The sequence below is a fragment of the Lepagella muris genome (assembly GCF_004793975.1).
In the GTDB taxonomy this organism is placed as follows: domain Bacteria; phylum Bacteroidota; class Bacteroidia; order Bacteroidales; family Muribaculaceae; genus Lepagella; species Lepagella muris.
In genome coordinates this window covers 1-12,713 of sequence record NZ_SRYB01000028.1, presented here as the reverse complement: position 1 = coordinate 12,713, position 12,713 = coordinate 1, and the positions used below count along the sequence as shown (strand labels likewise).

Here is a 12,713-nt window from a genome sequence, read left to right as displayed (position 1 = left end):
GTCGGCAGGCCGGATTTATCCAATTATAACGGGTACCTCGTTTTAAGAATAAAGCCACGTCATCGGATTTTGCTCCTTTGGGGTGGCTCTCGCTATGATAAGGAATTGTTGACAAACTTTTTACAAAATTATCCTGTGTATATTTGTGTTGCGCATTCAAAACTATCCCGTAATATATTTGCCAAATGGGAGGAGTGATAGTATTTTTGCAATTATATAACTTACAAAGAAGGTCAAAAACCAACAACTATTACGGATGTCAAGGTACCGCAATATGGGGTTAACAAGGATAAGTCATGACAAACAGCAAAAATCTCTATGCCTAAGGAAGAGGTTATGTCCATACTCGTCCTTTACACGAAGATTGACATTAAGATAATAGTCCTCCTTTTGGTCCATCGGTACTGTCTTCAGAAATTGTAAGAAACACAATTCATCTATATGTCTTTTTTCAATGTCCTCAGGCACAATAAGATTATAAACTTCATCTTCCCCATATAGAATTAACTTGATGTCCGTTTTTACTATGGACGATATTTAGCTTCTCAGCAGTTTTACCAAAGCAGATGTATCCGATACGCTCTTTCAGATCACTGACTCCAGCTATTGAATTTTCAATCTCCGCATACATATCGGCAATATGACAATAATGTGAGAAACAATCAATTAACTGGCTCTTGTCATTATAATTTTGATTTATAAATAATGAATCAAGTTTGTCTTTACCTGTCATGCTCATATCAATAATGATTATAAATCAGTATTTCGTGTTGGAAAATAAGTCATTAATTCTACAAATTTAATAAAAAATATGGTTATTTGATATTCATCTAAACTTATTCTTCCTTAGCCAAGATTAAATACTATCCTTTGGTCTGCTTATGGGCATGAACGAAAGGCGAGCAATTGCAGCTCCGGCAGTCCATATCCTTTGATGTCTTCCGGTGAGTGAATGGCGTTGAGGTCAATTTCCATGGCAAACACTCTTTATGAGATTGATGAGTTTGGCTGCGTGATCATCCATCTTTGCATTGACGGCATCAAGCTCCTCCTGTGTATCCAATCCATAGTACATAGACCCGTAGGTACCTACTTGACTCAAATACTCAATACCGCATAGCCAGCAGGTGGCCTTCATTGGGAGTGCCATTTTCTCTATATCCTCTCCCGAAGCCCCCGGCAGATAGTTCTTTTCCGGTGCCCCGCATGTGAAAGAGTCGATGAATTTCTTACCTTTAAGTTTGTCACCGCCGGGTCCGAACGCGAATCCCATCGCGAAGACATCCTCCACATACTTTTTGAGGATTGAGGGGGCGGAATACCACCATATAGGGTACTCGAAGACAATCAGATCCGCAGCGAGCAGACGGGTCTGTTCTTTCTCCACGTCAATTTTGAAATCTGGATAGAGCTCTGCCAAGGTGACAATCTCCACATCCTGAAGCTGTGCTTTCACATCCTCAAGGATTCTCTTATTGTCCATTGACATCATAGGTGCTCCATGGCCATTGATAATAATTACTTTTTTCATATTTTTTGTTGTCAGTTTTATACCTATAACATATAAAGGATGTGAAAAGTTGAGGAAATTTAATTATAATTTGTTGATACTGATTATATTATCATATACTGATAAAAACCTCCCTATATGATTGTCTGCGAGATAGCCTATCTGAATGCAGAGCGAGCCTGAGGGCCGCGCCCAATATGAGGGAGATATTATCACAATACTATCTGTATCCGACAGCTTTTCGAGTAATTCGCTATATATTCCTGTGTTGAAGACACACATTCCGGTTTCTTGACACTTGTTGCAGGCTATACAGCCGGTGACAAATTATTGCCTATAAGTGATTTTATGACTAACTTTACAGTATAAAAATAGAAATGACATGTACACAAGAAAAAAGACTCTCGATCTTGATTGCCCATTACGGCTGGCCATGGGGTTCATCGGCTCCAAGTGGAAGCCGTGTCTTCTGTTTGAATTGCGCAAAGGTCCTCTACGTCCAAGCCAACTGCACAAGTTGTTGAAAGAGACACCTTCAAGAGTGCTGAATCAGACTCTGAAAGAACTTGAGGAGGATGGCTTCGTAAGCAAAAAGATATATCCTGAACTGCCTCCGAGATCGGAATACTCGATAACAGATATTGGAGTCAGTTTTCTCCCTGTGATTGATACAATGTTTGAATGGGGAAAGCAATATAGGGACTCTATTATAAATACCGCGAAATAGAATGTTGGGGACAATAAACAGAGAAGACCGCATTGTTATTTGAGGCAGTATTGTCAACTATATTAATTTCTTTGGTTTAGAGCATGGCATCTGTAATGGTATAGCCTTCAGGGACTTGTCGGTGTGCATCGCACTGGGAAGTCATTTTAGGGACATTGAACGGGAGTCATGTCGTGAACTTTAGCCGGTTAGAGGAGGTGGATTATTGCATTGTAGATACCGTCATCGTCCCCGGATGTGGTCACGTAGTCGGCAATCTCTTTCAACTCTTCGTTGGCATTTCCCATTGCCACGCCGATTCCGGCTTTTTGGATTATTGACATATCGTTGCCCCCATCGCCGAATGCCATTGTCTCGTCGATGCTGATACCTTGTCGGGCAATTATATCCAGTAGTCCGTTACCTTTATTGGCATCTTGTGCCGTTATGTCAGTGAAATCAGGATGCCATCTTCCGGAGATGCAACCTTTTAGATATGGCATTATTTTCTCCTCTTCCGCTTTTGAGATTACGGGGGATAATTGCAGGATGCGTTGGCGGAGAATAGGCTCGATATTGTTGTCGGTCCGTAGATTCTGCACGTTGAGCAATTGACGGAATATGCGCTCGGAGTCCTCATTATTATTATACATTGTAAGATCTTTTTCGCCTACCAGCATGAAGGGGAATCCGATTCTGTCGGATAGCTCAATCATTTTCATCACATCGTCGTGCGGAATAGGTCTGCAAGAGATCACTTCATCTCCATAAAAGCAGAGAGCCCCGTTGGTCGTTATATATCCGTCGATAAGATGTTTTATCTCACTGAGGTTCGTGATAAGGGGGAGAGGGCGTCCTGTGGAGATATAGATCTTCACGCTTTTGGATTTTGCCATCTCAATGGCTTTTATTGTGGAGGCAGGTATATGGTGAGTCTTGAAACTCACCAAAGTGCCGTCGATATCAAAGAATATAGCTTTTATCATATTGTAACACGTTGGCTTGATTCTGGAAGAGAGGTCTCGCTGCAACACCAGTCAGACCTCTTACTTATATCATAACGTTCAGAATTACAAATTTACAAATATTCTTTTATAAAATAAAATCGTGGAATGCCTTTGAGAATGCCGATATTGCCGCCTAATGATACGGTCGTGTAGTCAGGATTGTGGGTAGGGAAATTTCAAGATGACATTTTGCAATGATGGAAACGGATGTGGGTGTTGTCGGATATATGTTGTATAGCATTTTTATAAGAAATAATGTTAGATGTTTGTTATATTGATAAATCCACATAGAAGACATTTAAATTCCTATAAAGATATGGCAGAAGATAGAATCATACCCCCTTCTGAACTGATCATAAATGATGACGGTTCGGTTTTTCATATCCATTTGCGTCCTGAGCATCTGCGGGACAATATATTGCTTGTAGGCGATCCGGAAAGAGTCAACATGGTAGCGTCTTATTTTGATGAGATAGACTATGACATCAGTTCCCGCGAATTTCATGCCATAGGTGGTAGATACAAGGGGAAGGATATAATGTGCATATCTCACGGCATCGGACCCGACAACATAGAGATAGTGCTGACGGAGCTTGATGCTTTGGCAAACATTGATTTCAAGACGCGTAAGGTGAAGCCCCACCACTGCACGCTCAATCTTGTGCGTGTCGGCACGTCCGGCTCTCTGGTCTATGATTTGAAGATAGGGGATTTCGTTGTGGCACAGAAGGCGATCGGTTTTGACGGCATCCTGAATTTCTATGCCGACAGGGATAAGGTTTGTGATCTTGACTTCGAGAAGGCATTCTGTAGTTATGTGGCATGGGATCCGACATGGGCGGCTCCCTACGTGGTGGATGCTGATGCAGATTTGGTGGATAGGATAGGAAAGGACGATATGTTGCGAGGTTATACCATAGCAGCCGTAGGATTCTATGCACCGCAGGGTAGGGAAGTGCGGTTGAAACTTAAAGATCCGCATCTCAACTCGAAGATAGAGAGTTTCAGATATGACGGCCGTCCGGTCACAAATTTTGAGATGGAGTCTGCCTGTCTTCAGGGAATGGCGCGATTATTAGGTCATAAGGCAATGACTGTGTGCTGCATTATTGCCCAACGTGTGGCTGAAGATGTCAACACGGATTACAAGCCGTTTGTCGGAAATCTTATCGAGACTGTTTTGCAGCGTTTCTGATTGTGAGAAATTGAAGAAGTTGATAATAGATTTGAATATTCGATCGGGGGAGAGGTGCTGGAATCTCTTCTCCGATTCTTTTTTTTCTCCGGGTTTTAACCCGCTGATTTATTACATGTTTAAGATGCGGAGAACCGGTTGCCGGGATGACGTAGCAATATGCCGTCAAATTCCATTTCACCGAGAGTAGCCATCAATCTTGGCATGGGGATGAGTGTCAGTTGGTGTATGCGGTCAGCCTGCATCGGTTCGGAACTGTAGCGTATTGTCTCATACACGAGTTTTGCATCTCCGTCAAGTTCAGGGAAGAGATTCCGTTGCCGAGTGTCGATGTTGAGGTCAAGAGGCTGCCATCCTGTAAGTTCTATGAGGTCGGCGGCAGAGGTTATAAGATGAGCTTTCTGCTTTCGTATAAGCATATTGCATCCGGAGCTATACTGGTCGGATATCCTACCTGGAAGGGCCATTACGTCTCTTGAATAGGAGAATGCTGTGTTGGCGGTAGACATCGCGCCCCCTTTCACGTCGCTCTCAACGACAATGGTGACGTCGGAGAGTCCGGCGATAAGCCTGTTTCTCTCAAGGAAACGTTGTCGGTAAGGTTGGTCGCCGAAATGATATTCCGAGACGATTGCACCCCCGGATTGTATTATGGTCTTTGCGAGACTTCGGTGAGGAGCCGGATATATCATGTTGAGACCATGCGCCACGACAGCCACAGTCTTTACGTTGGCATCGAGGGCAGCCTGATGCGCAGCTGCATCAATGCCGAAAGCCAGACCGCTGACCACTACAAGGTCGGGGAAATATGGCGCAAGATCGCTTATGAGACGTTTGCAGAAATCAAGCCCGTAGGGTGTTGACCGCCGGGTGCCGACGAGATTCACGATATGCCTTGAATCAAGATCGGCATCCCCGAGTTTATATAGCACCACAGGTGCGTCAGGAATCTGGGCGAGTCTTACCGGGTAATCATTGTCGAGAAGGGAGAGTGGGGTGATGTGGTGGCGTTCGATAGCTTCCAGCTCCTTCAATGCCCTGAATATCGCCTCGTCGCGCTCCATCTTCTCAAAGCGGTTTCCTTGAGAGAGACGCAGTGCGTGCGCCAGTTCCGCAGTCTCCATAGTGAAGAATTGTTCGGCGGAGATACCTTTGTCGATAAGCGTGCGCAATAATTCAGCATCCGCTTTTTTTAGGAATGAGAACGCGAGTTTCCTTATAAGGTCAAGATCAGGCATATATGGGAATTAGGGAATTGACGTAGGTTTACCGGATATATTTTGCAAACACTTTTGCAAGATCGTCACCACGTGACAGCTTGCCATCCTTCAGCACGACCACAGTCACGATCCCTTGCGCTACGGTCTCACCGTTTGTCTTTATGATATCTTGATGGAAAATGAAGCGCGGACCTTTTCTTTCAAGTCGCAGGCAACTCAGGAAACTGTCGCCGCCACGTAATGACGTGATATATTCCACCTCGATTTTTCTCACCACGGCGTCAATCCCTTTATTATGCATCTCGATAAACGACATGCCGGCATCGGCGCAAAATTTATGTCGCGTATGCTCCATGTAATGAAGATAGTTGGCATTGTTGACTATCTGTTCGCAATCCAGCTCATAGTCTCTTACCTCCATATCCATTATGAAGCAGTATTTCTTATTGTTTGATTTTAGAAGTCTCATATAATTTTTTAGTCGTTGTCATGAATCCGATATTTTATCTTGGGTTCATGTGATGTTTCAAATTATTTATCGGTGATTATCTTTATCGCGTCAGCCATATCGCCATCCTTTTCAAAGGCAGACAGCGGAATCCAGAGGAATCCCCCATCGTCCCCCTCTATAGGAAATATTACGGAATTGGTTCCCGTCTTATATTTGCCCAAACGGGAGTAGGGGATATGTCGGGAAGCGGTCTCTATCAATTCAGGTTCGGATTTGGCATTATCATCGGCATGCTCATTATCAGGAATGGTTTCCGGCGGCGATAACAGAGAGACGTATACCTCGTCAGGAGAGAAAGAGAGAGTATGCGGGATTGCGTTTACCACCGACAACGGTTTCAGACCATGATATATGTAGAAGAAGGCGATGATCATCGGCATGATAATAAATATTATCATCAGAGTGACGACAGTCCACCTTAAATCATAAATAAAAGAGAATATTACGGAAATCAATACAAAAGCGGTTGCCGCTGCAATCCACGGCATACCGTAGAGCCACGTCATCTCTTTTATGAAAGAGGATCTGTTCATGCGGAATACTTTTGTCTTGATCATCTCAAAGGGTGGTTCTTAGTTATGTCAATGATGGTGCTGCTCCAAGAGAGTGGCGCGTTTTACTTTGCATCACGTATCTCCCGAACTTTCCGATATGTCTCGAGATTTTTCGGTACAAGGGTCTGCACATATCCGGTGCCCTCCTTGTTGAATAGTTTTGACATGTCTATATATTTATTGCCGTTCCCCTTTTTTATTGAGAATACCTTTGCCTTGCGTGCCTGTGCCTTATCTCCGATTTCAGAATGACCGTTTTTGGAGAGTCCGCGCAATCCGGGAGCCACTCCGTCAGGCATGCACCTGACCGCTACAATCTCAGAGCAAGGGGCATAGCCGAGACCTGTCCACATGATATATTGTTCGGCAACCTCCTTCGGGGAGATGATCTCAGATTTTTCTATCGGTCGGCATCCCTCGATCACAACAGTGGCAGTGGTTGTGTAGCGTGGGATGAAATCCTGATCCACAATCCATCTTCCTTCCCCCTCGGAGAAATCCTTCTGCATTAGGTCGTGCCAAAAGGAGCGGCTAACAGTCTCCGTGAGTATTTCGGGAGTTATCCCCCCCTTCTCCCGATAGGGAGCAAGAAGATGACAGGCGGTAGCCTCTCTGACGAATCCGAACCCTTCGTTGGGGCGTCCCGTATGGCTGTAGTTGGTGCGGACGATCACTCCATCTTCTGAATCAGAAAGGTTGATACGGTTAAAGGAATGATTATTCGTCTCGAAATAGGCACCGTCGCCGTATGCGTCGATTACACCGAAATTAGCCTCCACCCCCATCGGACGGGGAAGAGTGTCGAGCAGATTTGCAAAATCATCTACCGTGCGGCACTTTCTCAGGGCTATTGTCATCAGATACCCCTCACGGTCCATCTTCGATTGCGGCACGTTGTCATCCTTTATATTATAGGAGGCGGTATTCATGATTGCGAATCCGGCATCGTTCATCCCCATCCAAGCCTCCTCAAGATTCTTGTCTTCGGCATTGAAGAGGGCGACGTAAGAATGTTCACCGGCATTTGTAGCCACGTATTCCACTTTATTGTCGGCTTTGCTGGTATCTCGGTTTTTCCAAAGCAACGGACGTCCGTAGGGATTGGCTTTTGCTGCGATTATGGCAGACGTGCATGCGACAGCATCGACAGCTCCGATAATCGATGCCATAGATAAAACGATAAGGAGAATGTATGTTTTTTTCATTATTTTACGTTTTAAGAATTGGAAGACTGAATTTCCGAAGAAGTCCGTGGCATTTCCCCTCTAATATCAGGAAAATATGGGAGTAAATGGCTCGGCAACTGAAATTTTTACAAAATTAATAAAAACTTTGATATTAAAAATGGAATTTCCAAAAGACCCCAACATTCTTTTCAGTATTATCAATATGAAACTCCGCGACGGTGATTATGAATCGTTATCGGATTTGTGTGCCTCGCTGGGCTATGACGAGCAGGAGGTGGTCAGCACATTGCAGAAAGCCGGTTTTGAATATAATGGTGATATCCGTCAGTTCAGATGATAGATTCCTTTTCGAGAATTCATTATCTCCGTCAAGTCATTTGACTGAAGTTTCGCAAGCTGCACTTCAGTGGTTTAAAGTTTATAGTTTAAGGTTTAAGATTCACGAAAATCCACGAATCTTTTCATTATACAAAATTTAATGATCATAAACCATAAACCATAAACCATTTGAAAGAATAGACTGTAAAAAGGATAGATTGTAAAAGGATAAGCCACCAACGTTTTTTTTGAGTGCAATCATCTGCGGTAGCAGTGAGTGACTGAAACGTTGGTGGCTTATCCTTTTTTAAGAAGTTGTCTAAACTTATTTCTTAACCTTTCGGAATAAGTTTATACAACTTCAAAGATTAGAGATTGGAGTAGGATGGGGTGAAAGTGTCTCCGTATGAGATATTGCCGGAAGAAGCCCCCCTTTTTAACCATTTCACGCGTTGTGCGGAAGTGCCGTGATTAAACGTTTCCGGCACGGCGTATCCTTGTGCCTGCTTTTGCAGATAGTCGTCTCCAATCTTGGATGCCGCGTTAAGACCCTCCTCAATATCACCTGGTTCGAGCGAACCAAACATCTCATTGTCATGATACGCCCAGATTCCGGCGTAGAAATCAGCCTGTAGCTCAGTGCGCACGCTCATTTTATTGGCATCTGTGGTCGACATCCGAGCCATCTGACTATGTGCATCAGAAAGAGTGCCGAGCAGATTCTGCACGTGATGCCCCACTTCATGAGCTATGACGTAGGCAAATGCAAAATCTCCCCCGGCTTTCATCTGATGCTCCATCTGCTCGAAAAATGAAAGATCGATATAGATTGTCTCATCACCGGAGCAATAGAACGGACCGACGGCAGATGTGGCTTGTCCGCAGGCTGATTGCACGGCATCGGTGAAGAGTACCATCTTCGGAGGACGGTACGTAAGTCCCATCTTCTTGAATTCCTGAGTCCACACATCCTCCGTGCCTGCCAAGATCTGTTTGGCGAAGTTGGCATATTCCTCCTCCTGGGCAGTCGGTTTATAATCCGACCGGATCTCGTCGGAAGTGGCGAATGTGCTATTCTGATTTAACACGGAGATAGGATTCCCACCGGAAATCCATACGATAAGGGCGGCAATGATAAGTCCGCCGATTCCACCGAATCCGGCGATTGTTTTAGTCCTTCGGGAAGAGCCTCTCCTGTCTTCCACATTGTTGCTGAACCGTCGTCCGTCAAGTCTCATAATCTGAATTATAAAATATGAAGAAAAATAAAATTACACTCTGACTGCCTTATACCGCGAAAAATTACTAAAACAACAAGTAAAAGGTATGAGGCGATAATTTTAACAAGTGTCCTAATAAGTAACGTAAAAAGGAAGAAAAAATATTATTCATATAGGCTAAATGTTAATCGGTGTTGAATATACTTAAACAGATGTAATGTATCCAACATAAGGTATTCTGTAGCGTTTTATAAGTACAAAAAGCAATGAAGCAATATGGATTAAGTATTCAAGGTTTCGTGAGAAAGTTTGAATGCGGTTTAAGTTTAGTTAGATATAGTTTATAGTGGAATCGTGATAGGGGCGTAGTGGAAGCGCCCCTATCTTTTTTTCTCGGAATGAATCATCATCTTTTTTGTGTAGATTGTTTGTGTGTTTATATATAAATAGGTAACTTTGTATTCCGAATTTTTCATGAGGTAAATATTGCCGTGTGATTGAATTGATTCGAAAAAAAAGGAGATGAAACTTCAAATCTGAACGCAACAACAGAAACAACGAGTAAACAACGAGTTATCTATTTCATTGCAACATGAAATCTAATTATACAGGTATATGGCTGCTGCTTACATGCGCTTTGGCCATAATGATTTTTGTAAGTTTTTCCGACGACATATCGGTAGGAGGATGGACTGTCAAGAAAGCACCGTTTGCAGAAACGATTTATCCATGCAAGTTTACGGATACTGAGCTTAACGGATACCGTACCGTAACGCAAGACAGTATTAAGGATTCCCTCAAAGAATTTAAAGTGGTGGAAACTGACAGTATGCCCAAGTCAATATTTATGTTTGGCGACTCAATGACCTATAATCTTGCCCGCCGCCTTGCAAAATATGCCAAGCAGAACGGTCATGAACTTCATGCCGTTAACTGGGATTCAAGCAATACTAAGATATGGGCGGAATCAGATACTCTTGCATATTTCCTCAATAAGTATAATCCCGACTATATATTCATATCGTTGGGAAGCAACGAGGTCTATTTCAAGGATCCAACAAAAAGAATGCCTTACGTGAAGAAAATACTATCATTGATTGGAGATATCCCCTATGTATGGATTGGACCTCCCAACTGGAACGAGGAGACAAAGATCAACGATATGCTTGAGGCTACATGTGCGCCGGGTTCTTTCTTCCGCTCACAGGGTATGAAGTTTGTCCGCCAGCAAGATCATATCCACCCGACACGAGCTTCTTCCGAACAATGGATGGATAGTATAATGCGGTGGTTGCCGAAATCCGCCCATCCCATATTGGCAGTTACTCCCTCCGACAGCATAAAGAAAGTGCAAAATAAGGTAGTGTTCCTAAAGGCATTAAACAGATAGTAAGAATTATGGAGGATATAAGTAATTTATTTGATCCCAAATATATCTCGCCCATTCAGGAGGCAGCTAAAAATATATGGCATCTTTTGGCTTACGATCCCTCGGCCCCGATGCTATTCTCGAGTGGATTGTTCTGGATGCTCTTCATCATCTTCCTGCCGATTTATGCGATGCTTAAAAACCGCCGGGGGCAGATGGTGCTCTTTGTGGTCTGCTTCTCATTATATTTCTATTATAAGTCGAGTGGCTTCTTCTTTCTGATGCTGATTGCCACGTCAATGGTCGACTGGTTCGTGTCGCATATCATATACCGTCTGAAGGTGAGGCGAGCCAGACTGTGTATGATGTGGTTCTCCATTATAATCTCTCTCTCCATATTGGGATATTTCAAATACGCTAATTTCTTCCTTTGGAACTGGAATCAGATGGTGGAGGGTAATTTCCAACCGTTGGATATAATCTTGCCGGTAGGCATCTCTTTCTATACTTTCCAGTCGATAAGCTACGTGGTTGATGTCTATAAAGAACGTATCGCCCCGACTGAGAACTGGCTTGACTATCTGTTTTTCCTTTCATTTTTCCCCGCGCTTGTGGCTGGCCCGATAGTCAGGGCTGATTATTTCCTCCCGCAGCTTGAGCGTAATGAACGAGCATCCAATGCCGACATCTGGGGAGGGTTGTGGCTCATAATCATTGGCATAATAAAGAAGGCAGTCATCGCTGATTATATTGCCCAATATAATGACCTGGTTTTTGATGAGCCTTCGTTGTATACCGGTGTGCAGGCATTGATGGGTGTATTGGGATATACGATGCAGATATATTGCGACTTTTCCGGATATTCCGATATGGCGATAGGTCTTGCCCTCTTGATGGGATTTCATCTCGGCATAAATTTCGATTCCCCCTATCAGAGCCGGAATCTCACGGAGTTCTGGCGGCGGTGGCATATATCGTTATCATCATGGTTGAGGGATTATGTCTACATACCACTGGGCGGAAATAGAAGGGGAGTGTTCCGCACGTATCTGAATAATTTTCTGACAATGCTTATCGGTGGACTTTGGCACGGAGCTGCGTGGAAATTTATATTCTGGGGAGCAATGCATGGTGTGGGACTTGCCATTCATAAGGCATGTCGTCCTGTGTTAAGTCGCATTCCGGATAATTTTTTGACTATTTTTATAGGATGGTCTATTACCTTTGTGTATGTGTCGTTGCTGTGGGTGTTTTTCCGGGCGTCTGATTTTGCAACATCCGTACTTATAATAGAGAATATATTCCGAGATTTCAATCCGGCACAGATTCCTCAGTTCTTTGAGGCGAGAACGGAATGGTGTGTGATGATGATTATCCTAATAATATGCCATTTCCTGCCGCAACAGTGGGCGGATGTGTTGCAGTCGCTCTTTATAAGGATGAATTGGGTGCTTAAATTGATAATATTCCTTCTGACGGTTCAGCTTGTTGTTGAATTTATGTCGGAAGAGGTAGCTCCGTTCATATATTTCCAATTTTGATTAAGATAATATATAAAAAATACACGAAAAAAAGCCGTCGGGATAGCTCCTAACGGCTTTTTTGTTGTCAAAACGGTTTTATTATAACGTCAGAATTCCGGATAAAGTTCTATCATTAACAATTCTAAACAGAATTTAACATCCGTTGATTCGGTTTATTCTCAATCTATTAAGTGGAATATTTCAGAATAATATGCTCTACAACATAAAAACATTTGCAAAACGCCGGAAATGGTTGTAATTTTGCATCCGCAATCGGGAACGGAGCCACGGCGACTTCCCGGGAGCGACAGGAGAACATTGACAACAATGCCACAGGACAATGACCGGGACGGTGATTCGTTCCGGGCCATACAGACAGAGACAAGGAGACAA

13 protein-coding genes are annotated in these 12,713 nt (G+C 43.5%); 5 read left to right on the top strand and 8 right to left on the bottom strand.

The annotated features are described in order from the left end of the window. Window positions 1–484 precede the first annotated feature (484 nt). Window positions 485–739 carry a hypothetical protein gene (locus tag E5331_RS15410; protein WP_123484578.1) on the bottom strand — a complete coding sequence of 85 codons (255 nt, stop codon included), beginning with the start codon at window positions 737–739 and terminating at the stop codon, window positions 485–487. A 225-nt stretch (window positions 740–964) separates the two neighbouring features. After that, complete coding sequence (locus E5331_RS15405) at window positions 965–1,531, bottom strand: NAD(P)H-dependent oxidoreductase (protein WP_136013280.1); 567 nt, start codon at window positions 1,529–1,531, stop codon at window positions 965–967. A gap of 361 nt (window positions 1,532–1,892) precedes the next feature. Between E5331_RS15405 and E5331_RS15400 the strand changes: the two genes are divergently transcribed. After that, entirely contained in the window at window positions 1,893–2,237 is a 345-nt protein-coding gene (locus E5331_RS15400; RefSeq protein WP_123484580.1) for a winged helix-turn-helix transcriptional regulator, read from the top strand. Between the two features lie 188 nt (window positions 2,238–2,425). On the opposite strand, the gene E5331_RS15395 is transcribed toward E5331_RS15400, so the two are convergent. Beyond that, on the bottom strand, window positions 2,426–3,202 hold the full coding sequence (locus E5331_RS15395; RefSeq protein WP_123484581.1) for a Cof-type HAD-IIB family hydrolase: 777 nt from the start codon (window positions 3,200–3,202) through the stop codon (window positions 2,426–2,428). 337 nt (window positions 3,203–3,539) lie between these two features. On the opposite strand from E5331_RS15395, the gene E5331_RS15390 reads away from it, so the two are divergent. Next, the gene (locus E5331_RS15390; protein WP_123484582.1) at window positions 3,540–4,418 is read left to right on the top strand and encodes a nucleoside phosphorylase; all 879 of its coding nucleotides are present in this window, start codon (window positions 3,540–3,542) and stop codon (window positions 4,416–4,418) included. A 119-nt stretch (window positions 4,419–4,537) separates the two neighbouring features. On the opposite strand, the gene dprA is transcribed toward E5331_RS15390, so the two are convergent. The 4 genes from dprA to E5331_RS15370 form a co-directional block, all read right to left on the bottom strand. After that, window positions 4,538–5,656 carry a DNA-processing protein DprA gene (gene dprA / locus E5331_RS15385; protein ID WP_123484583.1) on the bottom strand — a complete coding sequence of 373 codons (1,119 nt, stop codon included), beginning with the start codon at window positions 5,654–5,656 and terminating at the stop codon, window positions 4,538–4,540. A gap of 28 nt (window positions 5,657–5,684) precedes the next feature. After that, entirely contained in the window at window positions 5,685–6,107 is a 423-nt protein-coding gene (locus E5331_RS15380; RefSeq protein ID WP_275441256.1) for an acyl-CoA thioesterase, read from the bottom strand. A 62-nt stretch (window positions 6,108–6,169) separates the two neighbouring features. Further along, window positions 6,170–6,682 (bottom strand): hypothetical protein, encoded by a 513-nt coding sequence (locus tag E5331_RS15375; RefSeq protein ID WP_135986199.1) that lies wholly within the window; start codon window positions 6,680–6,682, stop codon window positions 6,170–6,172. 83 nt (window positions 6,683–6,765) lie between these two features. Then, on the bottom strand, window positions 6,766–7,908 hold the full coding sequence (locus E5331_RS15370) for a carcinine hydrolase/isopenicillin-N N-acyltransferase family protein (protein WP_123484585.1): 1,143 nt from the start codon (window positions 7,906–7,908) through the stop codon (window positions 6,766–6,768). Window positions 7,909–8,047: 139 nt separating this feature from the next. On the opposite strand from E5331_RS15370, the gene E5331_RS15365 reads away from it, so the two are divergent. Further along, complete coding sequence (locus tag E5331_RS15365) at window positions 8,048–8,227, top strand: DUF4250 domain-containing protein (RefSeq protein WP_123484586.1); 180 nt, start codon at window positions 8,048–8,050, stop codon at window positions 8,225–8,227. Window positions 8,228–8,576: 349 nt separating this feature from the next. Here E5331_RS15365 and ypfJ read toward each other — a convergent pair whose 3' ends face one another. After that, window positions 8,577–9,446, bottom strand: coding sequence for a KPN_02809 family neutral zinc metallopeptidase (gene ypfJ / locus E5331_RS15360; protein ID WP_123484587.1), 870 nt, complete (start codon window positions 9,444–9,446; stop codon window positions 8,577–8,579). A 574-nt stretch (window positions 9,447–10,020) separates the two neighbouring features. Between ypfJ and E5331_RS15355 the strand changes: the two genes are divergently transcribed. Continuing rightward, complete coding sequence (locus E5331_RS15355) at window positions 10,021–10,818, top strand: SGNH/GDSL hydrolase family protein (RefSeq protein ID WP_135986197.1); 798 nt, start codon at window positions 10,021–10,023, stop codon at window positions 10,816–10,818. Between the two features lie 8 nt (window positions 10,819–10,826). Continuing rightward, entirely contained in the window at window positions 10,827–12,338 is a 1,512-nt protein-coding gene (locus E5331_RS15350; RefSeq protein WP_123484589.1) for an MBOAT family O-acyltransferase, read from the top strand. Window positions 12,339–12,713: the final 375 nt, after the last annotated feature.

Coding starts and splice junctions, on each gene's coding strand:
- E5331_RS15410 (WP_123484578.1), bottom strand. CDS start 739: ATGAGCATGACAGGTAAAGACAAACTTGATTCATTATTTATAAATCAA.
- E5331_RS15405 (WP_136013280.1), bottom strand. CDS start 1,531: ATGAAAAAAGTAATTATTATCAATGGCCATGGAGCACCTATGATGTCA.
- E5331_RS15400 (WP_123484580.1), top strand. CDS start 1,893: ATGTACACAAGAAAAAAGACTCTCGATCTTGATTGCCCATTACGGCTG.
- E5331_RS15395 (WP_123484581.1), bottom strand. CDS start 3,202: ATGATAAAAGCTATATTCTTTGATATCGACGGCACTTTGGTGAGTTTC.
- E5331_RS15390 (WP_123484582.1), top strand. CDS start 3,540: ATGGCAGAAGATAGAATCATACCCCCTTCTGAACTGATCATAAATGAT.
- dprA (WP_123484583.1), bottom strand. CDS start 5,656: ATGCCTGATCTTGACCTTATAAGGAAACTCGCGTTCTCATTCCTAAAA.
- E5331_RS15380 (WP_275441256.1), bottom strand. CDS start 6,107: ATGAGACTTCTAAAATCAAACAATAAGAAATACTGCTTCATAATGGAT.
- E5331_RS15375 (WP_135986199.1), bottom strand. CDS start 6,682: ATGAACAGATCCTCTTTCATAAAAGAGATGACGTGGCTCTACGGTATG.
- E5331_RS15370 (WP_123484585.1), bottom strand. CDS start 7,908: ATGAAAAAAACATACATTCTCCTTATCGTTTTATCTATGGCATCGATT.
- E5331_RS15365 (WP_123484586.1), top strand. CDS start 8,048: ATGGAATTTCCAAAAGACCCCAACATTCTTTTCAGTATTATCAATATG.
- ypfJ (WP_123484587.1), bottom strand. CDS start 9,446: ATGAGACTTGACGGACGACGGTTCAGCAACAATGTGGAAGACAGGAGA.
- E5331_RS15355 (WP_135986197.1), top strand. CDS start 10,021: ATGAAATCTAATTATACAGGTATATGGCTGCTGCTTACATGCGCTTTG.
- E5331_RS15350 (WP_123484589.1), top strand. CDS start 10,827: ATGGAGGATATAAGTAATTTATTTGATCCCAAATATATCTCGCCCATT.